General features: G+C 46.7%; 24 protein-coding genes. 14 read left to right on the top strand and 10 right to left on the bottom strand.

Going from position 1 to position 25,755, the window contains the following annotated elements; translation table 11 throughout:
• Positions 1-116 precede the first annotated feature (116 nt).
• Together GMA8713_RS17460 and GMA8713_RS17455 are read left to right on the top strand one after the other, a co-directional pair.
• Positions 117-791: a response regulator gene (locus GMA8713_RS17460; RefSeq protein ID WP_062712706.1), complete on the top strand. Its 675-nt coding sequence runs from the start codon at positions 117-119 to the stop codon at positions 789-791.
• Between the two features lies 1 nt (position 792).
• Positions 793-2,151, top strand: coding sequence for an ATP-binding protein (locus GMA8713_RS17455; RefSeq protein WP_062712704.1), 1,359 nt, complete (start codon positions 793-795; stop codon positions 2,149-2,151).
• Between the two features lie 95 nt (positions 2,152-2,246).
• Here GMA8713_RS17455 and pgsA read toward each other — a convergent pair whose 3' ends face one another.
• From pgsA to uvrY, 3 genes are read right to left on the bottom strand one after another with little or no spacing between them, the layout of a single operon-like run.
• Positions 2,247-2,801 (bottom strand): CDP-diacylglycerol--glycerol-3-phosphate 3-phosphatidyltransferase, encoded by a 555-nt coding sequence (pgsA, locus tag GMA8713_RS17450; RefSeq protein WP_062712702.1) that lies wholly within the window; start codon positions 2,799-2,801, stop codon positions 2,247-2,249.
• Positions 2,802-2,843: 42 nt separating this feature from the next.
• Positions 2,844-4,670, bottom strand: a complete 1,827-nt coding sequence (gene uvrC / locus GMA8713_RS17445) for an excinuclease ABC subunit UvrC (protein WP_084387769.1) — start codon at positions 4,668-4,670, stop codon at positions 2,844-2,846.
• A gap of 15 nt (positions 4,671-4,685) precedes the next feature.
• Positions 4,686-5,330: a UvrY/SirA/GacA family response regulator transcription factor gene (gene uvrY / locus GMA8713_RS17440; RefSeq protein WP_062663114.1), complete on the bottom strand. Its 645-nt coding sequence runs from the start codon at positions 5,328-5,330 to the stop codon at positions 4,686-4,688.
• Between the two features lie 427 nt (positions 5,331-5,757).
• Here uvrY and GMA8713_RS17435 point away from each other — a divergent pair, with 427 nt between their 5' ends.
• From GMA8713_RS17435 to uraH, 4 genes are all read left to right on the top strand, one after another.
• The gene (locus GMA8713_RS17435; RefSeq protein ID WP_062712698.1) at positions 5,758-6,474 is read left to right on the top strand and encodes a glutamine amidotransferase-related protein; all 717 of its coding nucleotides are present in this window, start codon (positions 5,758-5,760) and stop codon (positions 6,472-6,474) included.
• A 191-nt stretch (positions 6,475-6,665) separates the two neighbouring features.
• The gene (locus tag GMA8713_RS17430) at positions 6,666-7,565 is read left to right on the top strand and encodes a sulfotransferase (RefSeq protein ID WP_062712696.1); all 900 of its coding nucleotides are present in this window, start codon (positions 6,666-6,668) and stop codon (positions 7,563-7,565) included.
• 325 nt (positions 7,566-7,890) lie between these two features.
• Positions 7,891-9,102, top strand: coding sequence for an MFS transporter (locus GMA8713_RS17425; protein WP_062712695.1), 1,212 nt, complete (start codon positions 7,891-7,893; stop codon positions 9,100-9,102).
• Positions 9,103-9,297: 195 nt separating this feature from the next.
• The gene (uraH, locus tag GMA8713_RS17420; RefSeq protein WP_062712694.1) at positions 9,298-9,651 is read left to right on the top strand and encodes a hydroxyisourate hydrolase; all 354 of its coding nucleotides are present in this window, start codon (positions 9,298-9,300) and stop codon (positions 9,649-9,651) included.
• Positions 9,652-9,732: 81 nt separating this feature from the next.
• Here uraH and GMA8713_RS17415 read toward each other — a convergent pair whose 3' ends face one another.
• Positions 9,733-10,272, bottom strand: a complete 540-nt coding sequence (locus GMA8713_RS17415) for a cytochrome P460 family protein (RefSeq protein ID WP_062712693.1) — start codon at positions 10,270-10,272, stop codon at positions 9,733-9,735.
• 25 nt (positions 10,273-10,297) lie between these two features.
• Complete coding sequence (locus tag GMA8713_RS17410) at positions 10,298-10,924, bottom strand: cytochrome P460 family protein (RefSeq protein ID WP_062712692.1); 627 nt, start codon at positions 10,922-10,924, stop codon at positions 10,298-10,300.
• Between the two features lie 100 nt (positions 10,925-11,024).
• On the opposite strand from GMA8713_RS17410, the gene GMA8713_RS28160 reads away from it, so the two are divergent.
• Both GMA8713_RS28160 and GMA8713_RS28155 read left to right on the top strand, forming a co-directional pair.
• Positions 11,025-11,627 (top strand): cupin domain-containing protein, encoded by a 603-nt coding sequence (locus tag GMA8713_RS28160; protein WP_232314472.1) that lies wholly within the window; start codon positions 11,025-11,027, stop codon positions 11,625-11,627.
• Between the two features lie 41 nt (positions 11,628-11,668).
• A complete protein-coding gene (locus GMA8713_RS28155; protein ID WP_232314471.1) occupies positions 11,669-11,956 on the top strand; it encodes a helix-turn-helix transcriptional regulator in 288 nt (95 codons plus the stop codon).
• 25 nt (positions 11,957-11,981) lie between these two features.
• Here GMA8713_RS28155 and GMA8713_RS17400 read toward each other — a convergent pair whose 3' ends face one another.
• The 4 genes from GMA8713_RS17400 to GMA8713_RS17385 all read right to left on the bottom strand — a co-directional run bounded on the left by GMA8713_RS17400 (position 11,982) and on the right by GMA8713_RS17385 (position 15,817).
• Complete coding sequence (locus GMA8713_RS17400; RefSeq protein WP_157515668.1) at positions 11,982-12,512, bottom strand: hypothetical protein; 531 nt, start codon at positions 12,510-12,512, stop codon at positions 11,982-11,984.
• Between the two features lie 153 nt (positions 12,513-12,665).
• A complete protein-coding gene (locus tag GMA8713_RS17395) occupies positions 12,666-14,486 on the bottom strand; it encodes a M28 family metallopeptidase (RefSeq protein WP_062712690.1) in 1,821 nt (606 codons plus the stop codon).
• A 380-nt stretch (positions 14,487-14,866) separates the two neighbouring features.
• Positions 14,867-15,340 (bottom strand): GNAT family N-acetyltransferase, encoded by a 474-nt coding sequence (locus GMA8713_RS17390; RefSeq protein WP_062712689.1) that lies wholly within the window; start codon positions 15,338-15,340, stop codon positions 14,867-14,869.
• A 54-nt stretch (positions 15,341-15,394) separates the two neighbouring features.
• Positions 15,395-15,817, bottom strand: a complete 423-nt coding sequence (locus tag GMA8713_RS17385) for a GNAT family N-acetyltransferase (RefSeq protein ID WP_062712688.1) — start codon at positions 15,815-15,817, stop codon at positions 15,395-15,397.
• A gap of 275 nt (positions 15,818-16,092) precedes the next feature.
• Here GMA8713_RS17385 and GMA8713_RS17380 point away from each other — a divergent pair, with 275 nt between their 5' ends.
• Positions 16,093-17,724, top strand: a complete 1,632-nt coding sequence (locus GMA8713_RS17380) for an MFS transporter (protein WP_062712687.1) — start codon at positions 16,093-16,095, stop codon at positions 17,722-17,724.
• Positions 17,725-17,971: 247 nt separating this feature from the next.
• Here the strand turns inward: GMA8713_RS17380 and GMA8713_RS17375 are convergent, their stop codons facing one another.
• A complete protein-coding gene (locus GMA8713_RS17375; protein ID WP_062712685.1) occupies positions 17,972-18,463 on the bottom strand; it encodes a DUF2867 domain-containing protein in 492 nt (163 codons plus the stop codon).
• A gap of 313 nt (positions 18,464-18,776) precedes the next feature.
• On the opposite strand from GMA8713_RS17375, the gene GMA8713_RS17370 reads away from it, so the two are divergent.
• From GMA8713_RS17370 to GMA8713_RS17350, 5 genes are all read left to right on the top strand, one after another.
• Positions 18,777-19,991, top strand: a complete 1,215-nt coding sequence (locus tag GMA8713_RS17370; RefSeq protein ID WP_062712683.1) for an NRAMP family divalent metal transporter — start codon at positions 18,777-18,779, stop codon at positions 19,989-19,991.
• Positions 19,992-20,185: 194 nt separating this feature from the next.
• Positions 20,186-21,199, top strand: coding sequence for an adenosine deaminase (locus GMA8713_RS17365; RefSeq protein ID WP_062712681.1), 1,014 nt, complete (start codon positions 20,186-20,188; stop codon positions 21,197-21,199).
• A 71-nt stretch (positions 21,200-21,270) separates the two neighbouring features.
• Positions 21,271-23,073, top strand: a complete 1,803-nt coding sequence (locus GMA8713_RS17360; RefSeq protein ID WP_062712679.1) for an amidohydrolase — start codon at positions 21,271-21,273, stop codon at positions 23,071-23,073.
• Between the two features lie 292 nt (positions 23,074-23,365).
• Positions 23,366-24,592, top strand: coding sequence for a sodium/glutamate symporter (gene gltS, locus GMA8713_RS17355; protein ID WP_062712677.1), 1,227 nt, complete (start codon positions 23,366-23,368; stop codon positions 24,590-24,592).
• Between the two features lie 115 nt (positions 24,593-24,707).
• Positions 24,708-25,739, top strand: a complete 1,032-nt coding sequence (locus GMA8713_RS17350) for an FUSC family protein (protein ID WP_062712676.1) — start codon at positions 24,708-24,710, stop codon at positions 25,737-25,739.
• Positions 25,740-25,755 lie beyond the last annotated feature (16 nt).

The raw sequence follows: 25,755 nt of genomic DNA, 5'->3' as shown, positions 1-25,755 counted from the left end.
GTTTTTCTTACTCTAGGGGTTGGGAACAAACCCGCGGGTTGTTTGCATCAGCGCAACGTTTTGCGCGTTATCATCATTAAGCTGGTATTCGGAAAACAAAGTAAAGGTAACGGTTTATGCGCATTCTTATCGTCGAAGACGATCCTCTATTGAGCCATCATCTAAAAACTGAACTGTCTGAACTAGGTAATCAGGTGCACTGCGCCAAAACCGCATCTGAAGGCCTTTTCGTTGCCAAAGATTATCCCAACGACATTGCTATTGTTGACCTCGGCCTGCCTGATCGAGACGGCCTTAGCCTTATCCGCGATATTCGCCGCGCCGAAATCCGTATGCCCATCCTCATTCTGACTGGCCGCGCGAATTGGCAAGACAAAGTGTCTGGATTAGATGCCGGTGCGGATGACTATCTGGTAAAACCGTTTCAGAAAGAAGAGCTGGTCGCCCGTCTTAATGCATTAGTTCGTCGCAGCGCCGGGTTTGTGAAGCCAGAAATCAAAGCCGATAAAATCACCATGGATTTGCTGGCGAAGAAAGTCACCGTTGATGATGCTCCTGTTGATCTCACCGCCTTTGAGTACGATTTACTGGAATACATAGTGCGCCACAACCGTCAGGTGGTTTCCAAGCAACGACTGCTGGATGTGCTTTATCAAGATCAGGAAGGTGACCCGAATACCATTGAAGTCATGATGAGCCGCCTTCGCAAAAAGCTCACTCAGTCCGGGCAAGATAATCCGATTTCTACCGTACGCGGACAGGGCTACATTTTTGAACTTCAGGTGACCTGATATGACGCGGAACATGATGCCCGAAATCCACAAAAGGGTGATGGTCACGTCCATTGCCATCATCCTTGCCTTCTCGTTAGGGCTTGGTGTGGTGATTAACCAAATTTATGTCAAAAGCTACATTGCCATGTATTCTGCCGACTTGGTGACAGAAGTCCCACATATCATCGGCGAGCTGAGACAAGACAACATGCTACAACTCGGTGAGAATGCCCCACATCGCGATCAACCCATTCCCACTCCTACCTCCAAGCAAACCAACTATCTGGCGTTTATCTGTGAACGTGACGGCAATGCTTCCTGGATGTCTTACGGCGCACGCGATAACGGCATGAAAAATGTTTGCCGCCATATTCCCTACTCTCTCTCTGGCCCAGACCTTATCTACTACAACGAACTGCCGTATGTCGTCCACGTTATCTCTGAAGCGACTTACTCGACAGAAGAAGCATTCTTCGTACTTCGTGAAGTCAGTGCCCAACTGGAAAGTTTGTCTCAGATAAGACGTAAGACTTGGTTTTACATGGGGCTATTGTTTTCGATTGCCACAGGTTTACTTTATGCCGCGTCATACTGGAGCTTCAGTCCGCTAAGAAAACTCGCGGGGGAATTGAATGAAATTGCGGAATCCCGCCGAGAAAAACTGGATTCGGATTACCCTAAAGAATTGGGAGATGTCACGGACGCGCTGAACCGGATGATCACCCTCAGAAAAGAGCAAACTCAACGCTATCGTCATGCGATGGATGATCTCGCTCATAGTCTCAAAAGCCGCCTTGCCGCTACCAATGCGCTATTGGACGACAACACGTTAAGCCGCAAAGCCATGAGCAAACGCATCATTGAGCAAGTCAGCCAAATGGATGACATGGTGCAGTATCAACTGAAACGCGCTTTGGTGGGTCAACGAGGTCTGGTTCGCGAAAAAACCGAGCTCAAACCTGTGTTAGACAGTCTCACGGGGATGTTCGCCAAGGTCTACAGTGATAAGCCAGTAAATATTACAACCCGTTTGGAAGCATTGCCTTCTCTGCCGCTCAACAAGGCGGATTTAACCGAGGTACTCGGCAACCTTCTGGAAAACGCATTCCGTTTTTGTATCAGCGAGGTGCGAATCTCAAGCAGCGAGACCACAGATCATTATGTGCTGACCATCGAAGACGATGGATTGGGCGTAGAAGAGTCTTTGCGGGAGTCTATTTTCCAACGCGGGGTGCGGGCTGACCAACTTAACCCGGGCACTGGCATCGGATTGGCGGTATGTGACGAAATCGTCGAAAGTTATGGCGGCTCAATCCGTGTTATTGGCTCCGAACTGGAAGGTGCTGCCTTTGTGATGGTTTTCCCGAAAGTCAGCTAGCGTATTCATGGGAACAACGGCCTTGAGCGCCGCTTTTTATAAAGACAACAGAAACAAAAAAGGCCGCGTTTGCGGCCTTTTCATTGGATTCGGGTTTAGTTATCGGCGTTCAACAAATCATCTTTTGCAGCCAGCAGATACTGGTACATAGACCAGTAAGTCAGCGCGGTAGCAATATAAAGCGCTGTATAACCCACATAAATAATCCACTCGCTGTCACGCCAAAGTAACATGGTTAGAGCAAACATTTGCGCAGCAGTTTTGAATTTACCCACCCAAGAGACTGCCACGCTCGCACGCTTACCCAGTTCCGCCATCCACTCACGTAAGGCAGAAATGATCACTTCACGGGCAATCATAGTTGCCGCTGGAATCGTCACCCATATCGAATTGTAGTGCTCGACAATAAGTACGAGGGCAATCGCAACCATCACTTTATCAGCAACAGGATCTAGGAAAGCACCAAAGAGCGTGGTTTGGCCCAGAGTTCGTGCGAGATATCCGTCCAACCAGTCAGTCGCCCCAGCGATAACAAAAATCAGAGCAGCAGCGAAAGCTGACCATTCATAAGGTAGGTAAAACGCGATAACAAAAACAGGGATTAATGCGATACGTATAAGGGTCAGGATAATGGGGATATTCAGTCGCATACTTATAATACTTTGTGAGTGACGGCTTATGTTGCTTGAAAGTCATTGCTGTTGCAATGATGAATGAATTTTCTCGGCCAAAACACGGCTTATGCCCGGTACTTTGGCGATTTCTTCAACAGATGCCCGCTTAAGTTCCTGGATTCCACCCATGTATTTCAGCAAAGCCTGACGACGCTTTGGCCCTACGCCCTCGATTTCCTGCAACACACTACTTTTTCGTGCTTTAGCACGTTTCGCTCTGTGACCGGAAATCGCGTGGTTATGGCTCTCATCGCGGATGTGTTGAATAAGGTGAAGCGCCGGTGAATCAGACGGCATAGAAAACTCTTCGCCCGTCACTTTGATTAAAGTCTCCAAACCCGGGCGTCGTGTGGTGCCTTTTGCCACACCCAGCATCAGGGGATGTTTCGGCCAATCAGCCAGAAGTGGCTTGACGACTTCCCAGGCGCGGTTCAGTTGCCCTTTGCCACCATCAATCAAAATAATGTCTGGGATCTTGTCCGGATCAACTTGCTTGCTATAGCGGCGCTCCAACACTTGTGCCATTGCCGCATAGTCGTCACCTCCGGTAATGCCCGTGATATTGTAACGACGGTATTCCAGTTTCACTGGGCCATCTTGGTTGAACACCACACACGACGCGACGGTTTGCTCACCCATGGTGTGGCTGATATCAAAACATTCCATACGCTTAACCGATTCAAGTTCAAGTGCTTCTGACAGCACACTAAACCGGTTATGAATGGTCATTTTGTGATTAATTTTGCTGGTGAGTGCTGTTGCAGCGTTAGTTTGTGCGAGTTTGAGGAAACGTGCACGTGCGCCGCGAGGCTTGCACTGCAAGTTCACTTTACGACCGGCAATGTCTGACAGAGCGGTAGCCAGATCGGCCAACTCATCACCCAAATCCTGGCCAATCAGAATGCTGGTTGGAATGGTGTTTCCCTCAGCTTGCTTCACGTAAAACTGCCCGATAAAGCTCGATACCAGCTCATTCACATCGGTATCAACCGGCATTTTCGGGAAGTAACTGCGGCTCCCCAGCACCTTACCCTGACGAAGGAAAAGTACATGGATGCATGCCACGCCATTTTCTATTGAAACCCCGATAGCATCCAGATCGTCATCGCTGTCTTGCGAAACAAACTGTTGTTCCTGAACACGGCGAAGAGCCTGTATTTGGTCGCGATATTCTGCCGCTTTCTCAAACTGTAGCGACTGACTCGCACCTTCCATTTTCTCCACCAGCGAAGCGATAACCTGACGGTCTTTGCCTTGCAGGAACAAGCGGGTGAAGTTAACCAGCTCATCATAATCTTCATCCGCAATAATGCCTTTAACACAAGGGCCTGCACAGCGCTTAATTTGGTACATCAAACATGGACGGGTACGGTTGGCGTAAACGGAATCTTCGCACTGGCGGATCGGGAAAATTTTCTGCAGTAAATACAAACTTTGGCGTACCGCGCCCGCGTCAGGAAACGGACCAAAATACTCACCTTTACGTTTTTTCGCACCACGATGTACGGCAATTCTCGGATGTTTGCTCGCAGAGAGGAAGATGTACGGATAAGACTTGTCATCTCGCAGTAGCACGTTATAACGCGGTAAATGCTGCTTGATAAGATTGTGCTCGAGGATCAACGCTTCCGTTTCACTGTGCGTGATCGTGACTTCGACATTGGCGATATTTTTCACCAATGCACGGGTTTTCTCTCCAGACACATTGGAACGGAAATAGCTGGAAAGCCGCTTCTTGAGAGATTTGGCTTTACCGACGTAAATGATCTCACCCGAAGCATCCATCATTCGATAGACGCCGGGTTTGTCAGAGACTGTTTTTAGGAAATTTTTGGCATCAAACACAGCAAACAGAAGTTATTAAAGCGTTTCTGTGTCTAGCATACCATGACGAATCGCAAGATGGGTCAGTTCAACGTCACCATTGATACCTAACTTACTAAAAAGACGGTAGCGATAGCTGTTGACTGTCTTCGGGCTCAGATTGAGCTGCTCTGAAATGTCAGTCACTTTCTGGCCTTTCGTAATCATCATCATGATTTGGAGCTCACGCTCAGAAAGGTTTTTAAAAGGGTTCTCCTGTGCAGGAGAAAACTGACTCAACGCCATTTGCTGTGCAATCTCTGGTGAAATATAGCGTTGCCCGCTATTCACCGCACGAATTGCGTTAACCATTTCACTCGCACCCGCACCTTTGGTTAGGTAACCAGCAGCCCCAGCTTGCATAACTTTAGTTGGAAATGGGTTCTCCGTATGAATTGTCAGAACAATAATCTTAGCGTCTGGGTTGTATCGTAGGAGCTTTCGTGTCGCTTCCAAACCACCAATTCCAGGCATATTCATATCCATCAAGATAATGTCCGCATGATTGCTGCGACACCACTTGACTGCTTCCTCACCGCTTTCGGCTTCCCCTACCACTTTAACACCACGCTCGTCTTCAAGAAGACGGCGTATCCCTGTGCGAACCAGCTCGTGATCATCTACAAGGAAAACACTAATCAAGCTTGTTTCTCCACTATGATTTTGGCTCGCCATGCGCCGGGATGGCGCTCGACTTTCGATGCATATTACTTGAGTTTAACCTAACAATAAAAGAGCGAACACATTGATTCTGTGTAAGAGAGCATGTTTTTATAGCTAATCAGTCATATTTTAAACAGCATGGTATCTTAAATTAACGTTTGTTGACGATTCGGCAGAAAATTTTCCATTAAGTACAAAACGTTACTATCTACAACCAGTTTTCACTTTTCTTTCCGAATATCTAAAAAGCGTGACACACAGATATTCTTTATCGGCATACTTTATGCTTTTTAGTTCATCCATTATCGTTTACCCACACGTTTAGTTAGTGAAATCTTGCTTTTGAAGCCAAGTTTTCCCTAACTCACTATTGTTACTGCAACGTGGTAAGGAGTATATTCTAAACATGAAGCTAGGCATTTTACTCTGCGACGATCACTACCCCGACTCTATCGCGAAGTACGGACATTATGATGATGCATTCAAGCGTATGTTTCAGAGGAGCAGTATTTCAGCATTCAAAAGTTACCGTTGTCACGAGGAAGAATACCCTTCCTCCATTGGCGATTGCGACATTTGGCTAGTGACAGGTAGTAAGTGGGGAGTTTACGATACTGACCCGTGGATTCAGGTGGTCGCCCAGTTTGTCCGGGATTGTGATGACGCCAATCAGCCAATGATTGGCATATGTTTCGGCCACCAGCTTATCCATTACGCACTGGGTGGATGTGTAGAAAAGTCCGAAAAAGGCTGGGGAATGGGTGTCTATGCCATAGAAACACTAAACCAACCAACCACTTTGAACACCAAGTTTACTGGCACATTAAACTTGATTGCGTGTCATCAGGATCAGGTTATTGCTCCGGCAAACGGATTCGAGGTAGTCGCGGGCTCAGACTTTTGTCCTATCGCCATCACTCAAAAATCAAAAACAACCCTGACAATGCAATGCCACCCTGAATTCACGCCGGATTTTCTTACTCAGTTGATTGAACGTCTTCGCGATAAGGCCGGTGACGAGGTCGTCAACAAGGCGCTCAACTCACTGGAAAACTTGGGGGAAGGAGACCGAAAGCAGGCAATTTCGTTGATCTTTAATTTCTGCCGTATCCAACAAGAATAGGTTCTTCAAAAATATCCTAAAATCAGAAGCAGTTGTGGCGATGCGCGCAGGAATCGCCATTTCGTATTCTCATTCTGCAACCCAAGATGATACTCCGTACCTCATACCGTTTTATCTCTATGAATTAATAAGTTATTTATTCTGGCATCTTAATTGCTCCTTGATGCATATCAATCAAAAGGAGTGTTGATATGAACAGAGCCTCAACGCTAAATCAACCGCTTATCTTTGTAGGGCCACCACGTTCAGGGGTGACATTGATATCAGATATCGTGATGCATCATGATGAAATCTGTTGGCTTGATGATAGCTTTGAAAAGCATCCCAAATCTGATTTCCAACACCGCCTTTTTAAACGTAAATGTGCTTTCCGAAACAAGGCGTTGCAAGACAACTCATTTTTGGGCTCGCTGGCACGAGAGTTCTCTCCTGCGCCGTCAGAGGTTATGAATTTCTGGGATGACTATACCCGAGAAGAAGTCGATTTTTATCGTGGCTTTGCCAGAGGTAAACACGCCACGCCAGTAGAAATATCCTCCATCAGGGAGATTCTCAGCCGTCGCATTGAGCTCTCTGGCCGAAGCCGCCTTGCATTGCGATTTACAGGCCCCTCGCGCCTTTGTTATCTGAACAGTCTTTTCCCGGATGCTAAATTTGTACATATTTGCCGTGACCCAGCCTCGACAGTGCATTCCATGATTTCAACAGAGGAGTGGGAGTATCAAGGTAAAAACCTCCTGTGGTGGCGCGGCGCTTACTCATTGCAGGAACTTGCTCAATACGACCGCCTGCGCGGTCATGCTGTGGCAGGAACGGCATTCCAGCTCAACAAACTCATTCAAACCACCATGGCCGAAGCAACAGAACTAGATTTAAATATGTTATCTGTAAATTATGAGGATTTTGTGGCTACGCCAGAGCGGATTGTCGATAAAATTCTTGATTTCGCTGAGCTTCCTACCAATGAAATGATCGATGCTGCACTAAAACAGAGAGAAATCAGATGCAGTAACAAAGTCCTAAAAATGCCAGCTACCGACGTCAACACCGTGTATACATGGTGTCCGGGAACATATAACCAAACACCCTGAAGATGCTCGCAAGCAGAGGTCGCCAATGCGTTTCATGCATGGCTAGGTTGCATCGAATTCATTTGCTTCATGTCTTGAATATCCCTACCCTACACGCCCTTTGCGTTTAGCTTTGAGGCACTATGTTTTCACAATCGCTTTTTGCCCAGCTTGTCAGGTGGTTACTGGTACTGACAGTCACTCTGGTGAGCGTTCAATATTGCACGCCTTTACAACGCGCTCTTACGGATTACGCCGTAGATGGCGGATGCCATCAACACCATCAAATGAATAACGAACACCAGACCCACAGGTCTCACTCAATAAAATAAACAAAGGTATATTAATGAGTATCTTCCGTTTCCCGCCGCTCATATGGCTGGGGATAGGGATTTTGATTATCAGCCTAGGGATCAGGCAATCTTTTGGTATCTTTATGATGCCTATCACAGACACTTTCCAATCAGGCAGAGAATTTTTCAGCCTTGCTATTGCCCTTCAAAACCTTTTGTTTGGACTTTTCCAGCCTTTCGTGGGCATGGCTGCGGACAGATTCGGCGCTAAGCGTATCATCACTCTGGGTGGTGTTGCATACGCACTGGGTCTTTACCTGACTTCCGTTGCAACCGGAACCGGTGTGCTGTACGTCTCAATGGGTGTGATGATTGGTTTAGGCCTAAGTGCCACAAGTTATGTCATTGTGTTAGGTGCAGTTGCCAAAGTAGTGCCAGCAGAGCACACCGCAAAAGCCTTTGGTCTAACAACAGCCATGGGATCTTTCGGTATGTTCGCCGTTATCCCAGGCGCTCAGTCGCTGCTCGCATACTACGATTGGCAAACTGCCATGCAGGTGTTTGCGATGTTCTGTACGCTGATGATCGCTTTTGCAGTTTTCATGAAAACCGCGAACCCTTCTTCATTAACAGGCGGACAGGCGGAACCAGAACAAACGCTGAAAGAAGCAATGGCTGAAGCATTTCGTCATCCCGGTTATTGGCTGATCCATGCTGGTTTCTTCGTCTGTGGCTTCCAAGTGATGTTTATCGCGACTCACCTACCGAGCTATATCGCAGACAAGGGTTTGCCGGGAAATACCGCTGCGATGGCATTAGCCTATGTCGGTATCTTCAACATCTTTGGCTCTTATTTCTGGGGCCTAATGGGTGACCGATTTAACAAGCGCTATGTGATGACATTGCTTTACCTTGTGCGCTCTGTCGTTCTGACACTTTTTATTACCGTACCTTTGACGACACATACAGCGACAATCTTCGGCGCGGCAATTGGCTTTTGTTGGTTAGGCACAGTGCCACTGACATCCGGTTTGGTGCGCCAGATCTTCGGTCCACGTTATATGTCGACGCTATATGGGATGGTATTTTTCACTCACCAAATCGGCAGTTTCATTGGCGCATGGGTTGGCGGACGTGTGTTCGACTACTACGGTTCTTATGAGCCAATCTGGTGGGCAACTATCGTTCTTGCGTTCGCCGCTGCGCTGATCCACTTGCCGATTAATGACAAACCTGTTGTCCGCCCTGTATTGCAACACGCTTAACTCAAAGCCGGGTCATTAAGGCCCGGCTGCCCCCTTAAAAGTATCGAAAATTCAAATGCATTTCGCGCTTGCTCAAACTTTTGTCACTTTGCGTTGGGATATTGACGCAGCAAATGCTAAGTTTTTGTTAAGACTGGCTTATGTCACTCTCACATACAACTGCAGAAAGTCGACGTCTCACACTGGGGTGAATAAATGGGAAAACTGACGACGCATGTTCTGGACACCGCGAGTGGGAAACCTGCAAATGGTGTAAAAATATCGCTCTACCGAATAGACGATGAAGGCCTTCAGCCACTGGCTACGACCATCACGAATAATGATGGAAGAACTGATTCCCCGCTTATTGATGAAGGGTTACTCACTTCCGGTCAATATCAGCTTGTCTTCGCTACCGCTGCCTACTTCAGAAATACCAATACGCTGTTGGAAACCGTGCCTTTTCTTGACGAAATCGTGATTCGGTTTGGCGTTTCTGACCACAATCAGCATTATCACGTCCCACTACTTGTTTCCCCTTATGGGTATTCAACATATCGAGGAAGTTAAAAAGAATTCATAGGATTCAAAAAAGCCAGCCTTTTGGCTGACTTGTTCTTACGGGGTTTGTTTATCAATTAACCTGTTTTGCTATTCGCTCAGGATTGGATAAGCTTCCGTATAAATCCAGTCGTTAGCTTTTGCCGGTAAATGGCAACCAAGACAATCCGTCTTATAATCAGCAGAAGCATTCTTGTTCAAGTCGTCCGTTTTGAACAGAGCCCAGCCCCAGCCATCACCCCACGAACCATTGTCGGAAAAGCGGCCTTCGCCGTCTTTCACCATGACAAACCATTGTTTGAGATCAGCGGTTTCATGACTAACACCAGTACCGGTTGTGTAGTTACCCGTATTATGAGCACGCAACTCCTTAACGATGGTCGCACCGTCTGGGAATTTACCGTTTTTGCGAAATGCTTCCACTGCTTCTTTTTCAGTGTAAACACCATGGAAACCGCTTGCACCGCCTTCAGGAACAAACCAAGATCCTAAATGGACCATGTTCGTTCTGAAATCTTTGGGGAAAGCGATATTTCCTTTATCATCTACGTAAGGTGAAAACGTATCATTTGCTACTACGGCAAATGATGCACTTGCGGCGAGCAAGCAGACAAGAAACGCCTTCTTCATATAATCACTCCTCTATACGATCGAGTTATTTGAGGCTAGAGCTATATCCACCAGTGGCAACCTCACCTTTCGCTTTACCAGCACGTAACACAGGGTAATACTGGGTGAAAACAAAGTCATCGGCTGCTGATGCTTGGTGACAAGCGTTACAGGCTGCGGTAGGAAAAGCCTTTGCCGTATCGGTCAATGAGCTATGATCTGGCGTTGAAAAGCTGTAGTAAGACCAATTACCTGGCTCATCCGGGTTCAAACTTTTACTCTTAATAGTGGCTTCAAGACCTATGTAATCCCCCTGAAAATAGCCATTGCCACTCACAGCCGCTTTACTACCAACACTCACAAGTTCTTTGATGATGATAGTCCCATCTCTGAACTCTCCCTTTTCCTTCCAAACTGCCCAGCTTTCTGGGTCGATATACACATTGTGATGCTCAGGGAATGCAGCTTTGCCATTATTCATGTCGTTAGGCGTAACTGGTGTACCTACATATACCCACTCGCGATATCCCTTAGGGCGTTGTAGCTCTCCATCTTTAACAGTGAAGTAGTCCTTGGCGATAGCAGCTGTTGAAACGAACCCACTTATACCCATTACCGATGCTAGGATTAGAGGTATGTACGAATTTGCATTTGCAATGTTTTTTACTTCCATTTTCTCACCTTAATTACAGTTAAAACTCTCAATAGGAGAGCATTGAGCATCAGTCTAGGCTAAATTAGCAATCACCATTATCTCGTAGGGAATCAGATCAGTGCCTCAGGGAATCAAAAGCGAAGAAACCTTTAGTTATCTCTCAGATGTTTTTGAAAATCTTAGATTTAGAGGGAATATCTTTTTCAGTTCTGACCTGAGCGCGCCATGGGGAATAACGTTGGAGGAGCGAGGTTTCCCGAGGTTTCACATCGCACTGAAAGGCAGTTGCTTCGTGGGGCTGGATAATGCTGAACCTCTACATGCTAATGAGATGGATATCTTCCTGCTCCCCAGCGGAGATGCACATTGGTTAGCGGATTGTCCGGAGAACGAAAGAACCTTGAGCAGCGTTGCTGAAGACGCATGCGAACTGGGTATGCCGCTATTTCAGGAAGGGCCAACCACTCACACGCTAATGTGCGGTCTTATCATGTTCGATGCCGGTTTAAGCCATCCAATTATTGATGCGTTACCACCGATTATTCACCTAAACAACATCGCACACGACAGCACTATCTGGCAGGTCGTCATCTTGATTAACAAGGAAATAGCGGAGCATGGATATCGTAAAAATGCTATCGTCGACAAACTTACGGAAGTGCTATTTTTGAAGATAATGTCTCATTTCTTAATCGAAAGTGAAAAAACTTCAGTTTTCTGAGAGCTGTAAAAGACAAACGCATTCATCAAGCTCTCATGCTAATGCATCATGAACCTGGAAAAGACTGGACGCTTGAAGAGATTGGGCGTCAGGTTGGCATGTCGAAAGCGACACTGGTTCGCCATTTTCAGGATGCGTTAGGTATGGCACCCATCGCCTACCTTAGCCACTGGCGTCGCTTAAAAGCATATAATGCGCTGAGATATACCAAAGATCCTATAGACAAAATTGCACTGTCGTTAGGGTTTACTTCTGGAAGAACTCTCAGCAGGGCACTGGTGAGGGAATTGGGGATGACGCCTACTGAAATCAGGGCACACGATGAATAGCGTGCCCTTCCAGTTACGCTTCGGACTAAAAATTTAAGCTCCAACCAGACGGAATTCCTTTTTCCTCTAGCGCCTTGAGAGCTTTTTGCTTGTCCTGTTCAGTGACATAGTTGAAACGAGCACTAAACGATGATGAGCCTGATGCGTCATACTCACTTTTACCCACGAATGTCTGGCTTGACACTGTGACTGTGTTTGGCTCCACATCAAAATAAACATTAGCGCGTTTTACAATATAAGACTGGCCACCGTTGAAAACCCGACGATAGTTAGCATGACATTTGAATTCATCAAACATGTACTCTCCAGGCTCTAAATCAGTGATTAAACCGTAAGCGGGTTTATCGTAAAGATAAATCTCTCGTGGTTCGCTTTTATCGAGCTCATCTGGAGTGCGGAATACCTTCTTAACTTCAAACGATATAGACCGACACGGATATTTTTTACTTTCCGATGTGTTTTCCATGTTAACGGGAATGACAACAGCTCCTGTTCCATTTGCAAGCGGCAAATTTTCTGCGGTTTTTGGTATCCCTGAACAACCAATTACACTCATGGCCACTGACGAAAAGAGTATCACCCTAAGTACTTTTATTTTTTTGCTCCTTGCATTAACAAAGCAAGGGTAGCTTAAAACTTGACACCTCAGCGTCTTAAATTGAAGACAAAAAAGGAGCCTGGCGGCTCCTTTTTTGTCTAACTCTTTCTATTACTTGCGGTCTTGGTCGAAGTCACCATGGAAGTGTCCGTGATCAGCCACTTCACGTGAGGCTGACTTGATTTTCTCACCAATACGGTGCTCATGCTCATGTCCGTCATTAACCGCCAGCGCTCTACGCGTACGTATCTCCGGCGCTGAGTCCTGTTGGTTCTTATCATCAGCATAAAGATCTTCACTCATCGCGTAGAAGGTTGCTACGTATGCGAGCGCGCGCGAATTCATTGTCATCGCTTCACTGTTCACGTTATTGATGTCATCACACGCCTGGTGGTAACACTTGTCGTAGGCAACATCTACTTCACCGCCAAATTGTTCCACTTCCTCTGCTGACTTAGTTTTCTCTGCACCAGTGAACAAACCACCAAATGCTATACCCCAATCAGCAAAGCCAGAGTAGTCTGAACGCTTCGACAACGCCTGAGGAATCGTCACTTCACCTTTGTCATTAAAGAACTCGTTAAACAAACCTTCAATATGCCCCGTACCTTCCGGTGGCTCAAAGTCACCAGGATAAGCGTTGTCCGGGCTGTCTTTAGTATCTGACAGGTCACCATCCATGACACCGTAGATGTAGTTAGGTGAACCAATCATATCGAAGTTCAGATACATCTTAACTGGATTGATTTCCAGATAGCGTGCTTCAATCAACTCACGATGTTCAGCGGTTAGCTCGCTTGGGTCCGTAATTCCCAACTCTTCCATGATTTGAGCTTGCGCATCCGCGTAATAAGCACCAAACACCTCTCCTGTGTAATATTCAGAACCCACAAGGCCGGCTTCTTCCGCTGCCCACCAAGCAAAACGCACCTTGTTTTTCTGCGTGACTGACAATCGCTTCATTTTCTTCTTGAGGCGGATAGCGTATTCAAGAATCGCAGCTGAGCCTGAACCATTGTCTTGAATACCTGGCCCTTCTTGTACTGAGTCTAAATGCGCACCAACCATGACAATCTGATCTGGGTCGCCTGCTTTCGTTTCAGCCAGTAAGTTTTCCGTCACCACAATTTCGTCCTCGGTTTGAACAGAAAGTGCAGCGGTAATCGCACCTGACTCCAAAGCGTCATACCACTCTTTACCGAGGTCATAACGTGCACCAAATGCCGGAATGGTGGCTTCTGAGTCGCTACCCAAGGTACCATTCACCACGCTCTTACGACCATCGTTGTTTCCTTGGTTAAATACGATTACACCAACAGCACCCGCGTTTTCAGCATTAACGACCTTGGAATCAAACGTACAGCCACCACGTTGAATAACAGCAACTTTGCCTGTCACATCGACGCCATCAAAGTCTGATGCTTCACAGCCATCAGTGTCATCATAATCAGGCGAGTCAAAATCAAAATCGGGGGTTACAAAAGCAATGTCAGCGCTAATAGCGCCATCAGAACTGCCTGAGTAAGACATTGCGGCATAGTCTGCGGGAATGTCGTCTGTCGCTTCACGGACATGTACAAGTTGTTGCCCATTGACGCTAAGGGTCGTGCCATCAAGTTCAACCCAACTGCGGAAATCAAATTCCTGCAGTGTCACCTCATAGCCATGTTCTTCTAGCGTCTGCTTAATGTAGTCAGCAGAATTTGCATAACCATCAGTACCCGCCGCACGGGTAATCGAATTACCATCCGGTGTTGGAATGGCAGCTGCTTCGAGCGCCTCAAGATGGTCAAACAAGTTTTTCTCTTTCATTGCTTTGCTGACTTTGTTCGCTACCCATCTTGGGTCTTCACAGCCTGCAAAGCCCGTCAGTAATGCGGCACTCATTGCCACCACTAACACTTTCTTTGTACTAACGTTGAATGTTTTCATTTTGTCGTCCTTTTTAGTTGACGAGTTCAGTCAAACACCCAGTTCATTAATCTTCCAGAAATTCATTTTATTTAAACTTTATTAAAGGAAGGAACGTCACAATTTATTAACAAGAAGAAATATGGCCAACAATAAAAATATAATACTCATTCCACAGTCAAAGTTTGTAAAATGAGATAGGACTGTAAAGAAATAAAATTAGCGAGTAATTTTAGTTATTTATTTAAACAAGAAACAGCATCCAATAGTATTAACTGACAAGTTCAACAGAATAGATAAACATACGAGAGCATTTAAATTCAAACTATCAATAAATGTATTCAGTTTATTGTCGCCTACCCATTCGGACAAAGACTGAATGGATGTCTGTTTCAGTGGCTTTATTTATGCAACCTCATCCTCATCACATGTTGAGGTCCCACAGGACCACCTTGATACAGCGATCCTGTATCTTCAAAGCCCCCTTTAAGGTATGTCTGATAAGCAGCCGCGTTTTTACAATTCACCGTCAGATAGAGCCAAGAGACGTCAGGGAACTCAAGGGCGATAGAATCTGCCAATAATGAGACCGCCTTTTTACCGATCCCCTTTCTTTGGTAGCGACGATCAATAGCAAAACTTCGAAGTCCTACCCCTCTATTTCCAGTGCCAACTATTTCGGAATTAAAAGCAGTATCAATTTTGAAGTAGCCAACAATGAGATCATCTTGGACAATCAGAAAGCGAATGATGTTTTCATCAACATCACTGATGAAATGTTCTGGTGACGCTGTAAATTTGACTTGTTCTTCCACCAATATTATTTCAAGCACGTCACTTTCATCTTCCCGTTTGAATTTTCTTATCGCTGTCATTCCTATTCCTTTAAACTCGTGCACTTCAGAATATTAGTAACCTCTGATCGCGTTTCATTTATATATGTCTGGGTGCCATATCTGCATTAATGAGTCAGGATTGGCAATCGGCGTAAAACCATACTTTTCATATAACCCATGTGCATCACGGGTTGCCAGCATGGTTCGACGAAGACCTTGTAGGTCAGGATGTGCCACAATGCTATCCATCAATACTTTAGCTATCCCCTCACCTTGACGCTCTTCTACCACAAAAACATCTCCCAGATAGGCAAATGTTGCCCGGTCAGTGATCATCCTGGCAAACGCTACCTGAGTGTTGTTTTCGTCAAACACGCCAAAACAGAGAGAATGTACCAACGCCTTTTCTAACGTCGCTTTTGGAATGCCTTTTGCCCAATAGGACTCTGATATCATCTGATGAATGAGGTCGATATTCATGTGTTCTAATTGGTTGGATACGCGAAAGCTTTCCATGATTCATTTCCTCAATTTTAGCAAAACTAGACCATACTCATTCATGAATAAGAAACATGTCGGATTTACGAGAGCCAGCAGTGAAAGCCTTTGAGTTCTCTCATTTCCATGTTCTCTCAGTGGTAACATTTTTAGGCTAACACGCATTTTTGAAGCTCAGAGCCGGTTTGATAGAAAACCCTCATAAAAACTTCATTTTCTTGCTCTTTAAACCATGCATAACAAAGCTCCAATTCATTCTTTTTCGGAGCTGGCACTACTCGGCATATACGGACATGAAAGCGAATATATTCATACGGATACGACCCATACTCTTCACGATATTTGGGTTTGCTATCAGCCACAACCTCTTTTTTGTCATGCTACCTATCCGCATGAAGGAAAACGGCTACCCGACAGCCGATATCGGTCTGGCAATGAGTATGTTTGCTGTAGGCGCAATTTGTGCCGGGTTGTTTGGTTCCCGGGCAGTGCTCCGAGCCGGACACATCCGCGCATTCGCCTCCATGGCGGCAACCCTGTCGATTGTGTCTGTTGTTCATAGCTACACTACCGACATTGTTGTTACCGCCGCCCTGCGCGCAATTGCAGGCTTCTGCTATGTCACGTCATTTATCACACTGGAAAGTTGGCTCAATGTACTGAGTGACCGAAGTAACCGAGGCCGTGTTTACGGCACCTACCAGATCTGTTTTGCGATTGGATTCGGTACCGCTCCCTTTCTCTTCAGTGCGTTTAACGAAAACGACCCACGGCTGTTTGGGGTGATTTCGGTATTCCTTTGTGTTTCCCTTATCATCATGTCGATGAGCCGCTTACCTGCACCCGAATTGCCCCAAAAAGCCGCTCCGATATCGCTGAAAAGGCTATGGCAATACTCTCCTTCAGGTACGCTCGCTTGTTTCTGTGCTGGGTTGATTAACGCCGCCAGCGTTTCACTTATCTCTCTTTACGCCTACAGCAAAGGGATCTCCGGTATCTGGCTGTCAATAATCCTAGGCTCTTACCAAATGGGCGGCTTGTTGACCCAGTTTCCAACGGGTTGGTTGGCAGATCGCTACGATAAGCGTGTCGTGGCATCAGGTCTGATGTTTATGGGGATCATCAGCAACAGCCTAATTGTTTTGGATAACTTTTATCCCTACCCAATTGAAATTCTCGCCGTGCTGTTCTGGATTTCTGGCGGCTCAGGTGTGGCCTTGTTTCCGCTCGCCGTCACGCAGGTGTTTGACCACATTGATTCAAAAGAGGCCATGCCAGCCACTAGCACAATGCAAATCTTACTAGGTATCGGCGGTGTTATTGGGCCCATCGTGGCGAGTTTTTTGATGAATGAATTCAGCGTGGTTTGGCTGTATTACTACATCATCACCGTGCATATTTTTGTGTTTTTGTTCCTGATGGCACGCAAGCTTTTTGTTCGGACGGAAACCTTGCCTGCAGCTTCCACCTTCAAAGTTAACGTTCAACCACTGGGTAGCGCCAGCGACTATGACCCCATGATGGACTTCGAGGATATCGACAAAGCTAACCCAGAGCTAAAACTTCTGATTGCAGCGCTTGGTCAGAATCCGTCAGACCCAGGCATCCTGATTAAACTTGCTCTCCAAGGCTCCTCGCTTAACGCGAATGACGTGGCAAAGAACATTGTTCTCGCTTATCCAAAACGAAGCGGAAACATGTTGCGTCACTTGATTGAGCAGTTCCCAAAACGGCGATTAGAAATTGCCTACTCGCTTCATGATCTCTTGATTTTGAGGAAGGAGCGAATAAATAGCCTGTTGCAAGAAGCTCTGTTGGACGCAGCTTCTGATGAAGAAGTAGCGAAGATTAATGACTTGCTTGACGACATCGCTAAGGCTAACAAAAAGCCTGAAGAAAACGATACCGCCAAGAAGCCGACTTAGTGTTTTCGCGGGCAAGATATCAGGTTGAACGCTTTGTTAAAGCAGATACCAAATTCATGTGGGCTTTGATACAGCCAAGATTCTTTCAAATCAGGGGGTTATCACGCATCTAACGGATCGCTTTTTTGCATTAGACTTATTGGGAGGCAACTTAAGTTGCTTGGCAAGCCCCGGCGTTTTATCGAAGAACTCTTCAGCACAGCCAAAGTCGCACACACCATATTTTCCCATCACCTTGTAACAAGCTTCAGAGCTTTCTCAATGTCGCGGGCACGATGATTTTATGTACCGGACCCACGAAAAACATATATACCTTGCCAAAGGTATTTTTAACGTGAACAACAGAGCTCGCCGTCACCAAGGCTTTATCACCGTGAGGTTCAACAAAGAATGACAACTTCACATCCAGATGTTTATCTCTGTCTTCCATGATCACTTCCGAGTGAGACTTGTAGATCATTTCGAAAATGCCGACTTTATCGCCCACTTGATAGTCATCAGCCGTTTTCTTCGGGTAAAAATCATCGAGATTACCAAGGTGTTTTAAGCCCATTCTCGAAACCACTTCGTTGCGGATTTTCATCAGCTTGTTCACCCAATCCGGTGTGCTGTTCATTACCCGGAGATAAACCTCCATGGCAGATTCGCCCTGATAATCTATTTCTTTGGTGTAGTTATCTGCAAAGTAGGCATTATCCGAATAACGATAAAGCTCAGTGAAACTGGGTATTCCATCCATGATTTATCCTCTTTCATGGTTTTTGACGATTCGTCATTTTTCATTAAGGTACCATATGCATAAAGAATTAGGTATGCCCGAATCCATTTCTGGTCACAAAAGTCACCATTGAAAACCGAGATGAAAAAACCACAAACTATTTGCGGTTTAATGATTGACTTAAAAGTAGGTTGCCATTAACATCCGCGCCCAGCAAAAAGACAGCTTACCAAGGCTTTTCTTTTCAAGAGTTTAACGGCTCTCTATCAGCTGATCCCGGTCAGTTGTTTTTCTTTTTTTAATAAATAGGAAGACAACAAAATCGGAACCCGGCATGACCGCAAAAGCACACACCCAACTCAACGCCAACTGGCAATCCAAAGCCATTTTCAGCGTCGCATTCTTAATGGCTACCACTTCAGTTGGCCCCGGCTTTCTGACCCAAACCGCTGTTTTCACCAACATCTATAAAATCGACATGGCTTTCCCTGTGTTTGCTTCCATGTTTATCACCTTCGGTATCGTGATGAACCTGTGGCGAATCGTGGGCGTTTCAGGCCTTCGTATCCAAGATATCGCGAACAAAATCGCGCCGGGTGCAGGCTACTTCATCGGTATTCTGCTGGCATTGGGTGCAGTGGCATTCAACTTCGGTAACGTCAGTGGTGCTGCGCTTGGCATCAATGTGCTGACTGGTGTGGATACCACTTGGGGTGCATTGTTTACCGGTGTTGTAGGCTGTCTGTTGTTTGTCGTTCATAACGCATCAAAGCGTATGGATCAGATGGCGCGCTACCTCGGCCTGTTTATGATTGTATTGATCGCCTATGTCGCCATGACCAGCCTTCCACCTATGGGGGAAACCTTATCCGCAGCAGTGATGCCAACAGACATGGGCAGCCTTTTGCTTCCGACACTGACGATTGTTGGTGGCGCTGTGGGAGGTTATTACACAGGCGCACAACGTTTGGTTGATATCGGTCTGCAAGGAAAAGAGAACGTTGAGCACATCAACAAAGCAGCCTGGGCAGGGATCTCCATTGCTGTGGTTATACGCATTCTGCTTTTCATGGCCGTGTTTGGCGTGATTGCTGCTGGCGCTGTACTGGACACCGCAAACCCTGCCGCAGACGCGTTTCGTCAAGGCGCGGGCGAAGTAGGTTACTTTATCTTTGGTCTGGTGCTGTTCGTTGCGTCTATCACGTCGGTGGTGGGTAACTCCTACATGGCTATCTCACTGATCAAAACACTGTTCCCTGTGGTTGCACGCAACGAAAAAGCCTGGTGCTGTGGCTTCATCATCATTACCAGCGTTGGTACTGTGCTGATGAACATGCCAATCCTGCTACTGATGCTTGCTGGCTTGGTAAACAGCATCATCCTGCCTGTGGTACTGGGGTTTGTGTTGGCTGCGACGCGACGTAAAGACATCGTGGGTGATTACAAACACCCGGTTTACCTGACCCTGACAGGTGCGGCGATTGTTGTCATCATGGCAATTTCGAGCCTGAGCAATGTGCAGAACTTTATGACTAAGTTCATCGGTTAAGCTTCCTTTCCCTGCAAAAATGCCGTCTGACATTGGCGGCATTTTTGTTAACTTATGACAAGCTACCGTATTGCGAATTCCAAAATTTGACCGATGGGTCAACACCAACTAGCTTTTATCCATACAGCATTCCATTCTCAAAATTTGCCCTACCTACATATACCTTTCAATAAGTTACGAACAGGGAGAAGACGATGGAAAAGTTTATCCGGTGTTTACCCAAGGTCGAGTTACATCTTCATATCGAAGGCTCCTTAGAGCCAGAATTGATGTTTGAGTTAGCAGAAAGAAACGGTATTTCAACGCCCTATTCCAGCGTTGATGAGGCCAGAAGCGCCTATCACTTCCATAACCTTCAATCATTTCTCGATATTTACTATCAAGGTGCCAATGTCCTTATTACTGAGCGTGATTTCTTTGACCTGACTTGGGCGTATATGCTGCGCTGTAAAGCCGACAACGTCATGCACACAGAAATCTTCTTTGACCCTCAAACTCACACTGACCGCGGGATCGCATTCGATACGGCCATAAATGGCATCTACCACGCTCTTCGCCAAGGGGAAAAAGAGCTTGGCATTACAAGCCAGCTGATCATGTGTTTTCTTCGCCACCTTTCCGAAGATGCGGCCTTTGAAACTTTGGAAAAGGCGAAGCCTCACTTAAATCGTCTAGTCGGAGTGGGTTTGGACTCCTCAGAGCTTGGTCATCCACCAGAGAAATTCCAACGTGTATTTGCTGAAGCGCGAGCGCTTGGGTTGAAAACTGTCGCGCATGCAGGGGAAGAAGGCCCTCCGAGTAACATCAGAGATGCAATTAACCTTTTGCATGTTAGCCGCATTGATCATGGCGTGAAATGCAGCGAGGACCCCGAACTGGCAAAAGAGTTGGCGATATCTAGAATGCCTCTCACTGTCTGCCCACTCTCGAACATTAAGCTTCGCGTGTTTGACAAGATGGCAGACCACAACATCCTCAACCTACTGAATCAGGGGCTCTGCGTGACCGTCAATTCCGATGATCCCGCCTTTTTCGGTGGATATATGACGGACAATTTTATTGCCCTTAATAATGCTTTATCTCCAAGCCCTCAGCAGCTGGCACAATTTACCCGCAATGCCATTGAAGCTTCTTTCGTCTCCGAAGAACGTAAGAAGGAAATGATGCAAAATCTGGACGACTTTTGGGATAAACACGGCATACACTGATTCCAATCAGGTTCATAACGCACTGAATGACAGACGGGCTATGCCCGTCTTGTCTTTTCTGAGGAGTCTCTATGAAAGCTTCAATCGCTGCCCTTTCAGCGCTGTTTGTCTCCGCTCCAGTCTTCGCCACCAGCCCACCAAAACCTTTTGCTGACACCATTTACCACAATGCTCAGGTCATCACGGTCAATGACAAACAACCCGAGGCCGAGGCTGTTGCCATCCTAAACGGAAAAATACTTGCCGTAGGGGAAGCAGAAGAAATTCTCAGGCTGAAGGGTGACAAAACCAAAGTGGTGGATTTAAAAGGTTTGACCATGATCCCCGGCTTTATTGATGCTCACGGCCACGTCATGAATACCGGGTTACAGGCAGTTTCTGCGAACCTGTTGTCGCCACCAGATGGTCCTGTGACTGACATCGCCTCGCTACAACAAGCACTAAGAAAATGGGCAGAAGTCCCCGTCAACAAAGCGCAGGACTTTATCATCGGCTTTGGCTACGACGATTCCCAGCTCAAAGAGCAAATTCATCCAACCCGCTTTGACCTGGATAAAGTATCGACCGACGTTCCCATCCTGATCATTCACCAATCCGGTCATATCGGTGTCATGAACAGCAAAGCGCTGGAGATGATGAAACTGACGGCGACCAGCAAGAACCCACCAGGTGGCGTGATTCGACGTGTGAAAGACAGTGATGAACCCAATGGTGTGCTGGAAGAGTCCGCTTTCTTTGGCGCTCTGATACCACTGTTCACGCAAATCAGCCCAGACGAAAATGAGATGCTATTCCGCGCAGGGATGGATTTGTACGCCAAGTATGGGTACACCACGGCGCAGGAAGGCCGTTCTATGTCTGACAGTGTCAAAACCATGTACGAGATTGCCCAGCAAGAGCCGCTTCCTATTGATGTAGTGGCCTACACCGACATTCAACTCGGCACTGACACCCTCACAGCACCTTACCTCAGCAATAGCTACACCAACGGTTTTCGCCTCGGTGGCGTGAAACTGACACTGGATGGCTCTCCGCAAGGAAAGACGGCTTGGTTGACCAAGCCATACCTAATCCCCCCTGAAGGCCAAAGTGCTGAATACCGCGGCTATCCCATCATGTCTGACGAAGAAGCGGAGAAATATGTCGGCATGGCGATGGAAAATGGCTGGCAACTGCTAACCCACGCGAATGGTGATGCATCGATTGACCAATACATCCGCGCTGTGAAGAATGCAACGGCCAAATACGGCGCAAAAGAACGCCGATTCGTGGCTATTCACGCGCAAACTGCTCGTGAAGATCAGGTTCAAGCCTTCAAAGACCTCAACGTGATTCCCTCGTTTTTCCCTATGCACACCTTCTATTGGGGAGACTGGCATGCGCAATCCGTTTTGGGTGATGAACGTGCTGAGAACATTTCCCCAACGGGTTGGGCACTGGATAGAGGTATGATTTTCACCTCGCATCATGATGCCCCTGTCGCCTTTCCCGACTCGATGCGCGTATATTCAGCCACGGTCAACCGAATAACCCGCAGTGGCCGTATACTGGGTAAAGATCAGCGCGTATCCGCCATGACAGCGCTCAAAGCACAAACCATCTGGTCTGCGTATCAACATTTCGAAGAAGATACTAAGGGATCGATTGAAGTTGGAAAAATCGCCGATCTGGTTTTCCTTTCAGATAACCCGCTAACCATCGACCCGATGAAATTGGCAAACATCTCTGTGGTGACGACCATTAAAAACGGCAAAATTATCTACACCAAAGCCAGTGACAAAACAGCCCTAGAAAGCTGCGCCAGCTCGATCAAATGCCAAAAGCTCGCATCCCACACCATGATGATCGCAGGTCTTATTCCTCATAAACATTAATTGACTCAAGACCTTATTAAGCCGGGCTCAAATTTCAACATCGCCCGGCTTTTTCTGACAACGTCAACATGGCGTAGCGGCACGTTCTCATCGCTTGTGGAGGTGTGTGAATATTTTCTCGGATAGACTTGTCATTCTATTCAACAATATGAGATAACGTCGCCCTGTTTTAAGCTGGCTAGCGCTTGCGGTTATGGATACCGTCACCAGATTTAGTTAAATACTCTCTCCAAAGCGCGCTAGAACGAAGACTCTCACTCATTACGGAAGATGATGAGAACACAGAGGCTTTATGAATCAACTCATTTCCGTGGGCGCACTCGAATCCTTCCTGATTGCGATTTTCGTGCTCTTCCTTGGACACTTTATTAACGCCCGCGTATCCGTCTTTAAGAAGTTCAACATCCCTGAACCCATTGTCGGTGGCTTGGTGGTGGCTGGCGCAATTACTGCGCTGCACTTAAATGGCATTGAGCTGGAATTTCACCTTCCGCTACAACACACCTTTATGCTGATGTTCTTTGCAACGGTCGGACTGGCGGCGAACTATACTCAGCTACTGAAAGGCGGCGCAAAGGTCTTTATTTTCCTCGGTGTTGCATCGCTGTATATCGTGCTGCAAAACGGCATTGGTATTTCCATGGCAACAGCGCTGGGGCTCGACCCGCTGATGGGTTTGATTGCTGGTTCCATTACCCTATCGGGTGGTCATGGTACCGGTGCAGCTTGGTCTCAGACTTTTCAGGATGCTTATGGCTTGGAGAATGTCCTTGAGATTGCCATGGCATCCGCCACTTTTGGCTTGGTGATGGGCGGTATTATTGGCAGCCCTGTTGCTCAACGTCTGGTTGAAAAGAACAAACTCAAATCCCAGTACGGCAACACCAACAATACGCATGAGCAATTCCCTGAACTGGTCACATATAACGAGAATGAGCAGGACAAAGTCACTGCGAAGAAGGTCATCGAAACCCTGTTTGTGTTGTTGATCTGTGTGACGGGTGCAAAGTATCTCGAGCAATGGGTCAGCAGTTTTGAAATCAGCTGGCTGATGATCCCAGATTTCGTTTATGCCCTGTTTATCGGCGTGGTCATTACCAACGTTCTCGAAGTGACTAAAGTAGAAAAACTGGATGTGGAAACCGTCGATATACTAGGTGCGGTTTCGCTGGCACTGTTCCTTGCCATGGCGCTAATGAGCCTGAAGCTTTGGAACATTCTCGATCTGGCGCTGCCATTTCTGGCGATTCTCATGGTGCAGTCATTGATGCTGGCGCTGTTTTCTTACTTTGTCACGTATCGTGTGATGGGTAGAAACTATGATGCCGCGGTTATCTCCAGTGGACATTGTGGTTTTGGTCTTGGTGCGACACCGACGGCGGTGATGAATATGGGTTCGGTGGTAAACCGCTTCGGCCCATCTCCACAGGCCTTTATGGTGGTGCCGATTGTGGGCGCGTTCTTTATTGATATCGTCAACCTGATCATTCTACAAACCACACTGACGTTCATCGGTTAACACAATCCCCGCTTCATGCGGGGATTTTTCTATTCCTGACTGTCGCACTATTAGAAAAGCAAATTTGCACGTCTGTGAATAAGCTTTCAGCACCATTCTTCCAACGCCCTATGCTATGTCCCATTACCACAGTTTTGCTATTCAACATTCACGGCTACTTTATATGCTGAGGGTCGCCTTGGTAATGGGATTGATCCTCATGATTGTCAGGCAATTCAATCTTCCTTATGGTTACTGGGCACTGATCACCGCCGTCACCATACTTGGTGCAATTCCCTTTGTCGGAGGTGTGATATCCAAAGCAAACCAAAGGATTTGGGGCACGGTCGCTGGAGCATCTGTAGGTTTAGCCCTTTTCCTCATTCCTCCACAATATCATTGGACACATCACCTCGCTTTTTTTGGCCTACTCATTGGCACTATGTACTTCACACAAGAGAAATACGCTTACGCTGCGCTCATGGCGGCGATAACCATAGTGATAGTTGCGGGTGGCGGCCCAGCCGATTTTGAAGCAGCTGGCTGGCGTATTCTCAACGTTGTTTGGGCTGCAGTATTATCGATTCTCGCCAGTCTTTATGTTTTTCCAGCCAGAGCTACCGATCAATTCATCTATCTACTTGAATCGTTTTGTCTCCAATGCGGTCAGTTTTACCATCAACACAATGAAGCCATGTCAAACAACACATTTGTCCCGCAAAATGCGAATACCCTGTCTGACATGATTGAGAAACAACAAGGCTTACTTCCACATGCTGCAAGAGAATCGGGTCCCTTAAAACCTGTTTTAGCCTCTATTCTTGCTATAGAAAAACGTATTTATACCGACTTGGAAACCCTAATCAGCACACACTGGGATAGCCAACAGGGCAAAGAGAAGATTGGCGATCTTCATGGATTGGAAGCCGCTAAAGAAGAGTTAGCATCACAATTTGATGGGTTGAGAAACGGCTTGGTGAACCGTGAAGTCGATATCTTGGATACGGATTCCTTGCTCCTGATGAGCCTCAAACCCAAACATCAATTGTCCGACGATGATGACGCCAGTGACATCAGTTATTACGGTTACCTTTGGTTGAATCGCGAACTCGCGAGACAGTTGGCGCAACTTACCATCGCGAGCAAGAAGCTGTTTCTGTATCGCTAAGTGATAAGGTCGAAAT

This window comes from Grimontia marina, assembly GCF_900060185.1.
Lineage (GTDB): Bacteria > Pseudomonadota > Gammaproteobacteria > Enterobacterales > Vibrionaceae > Enterovibrio > Enterovibrio marinus.
This window is presented reverse-complemented; position numbering and strand designations above follow the sequence as displayed.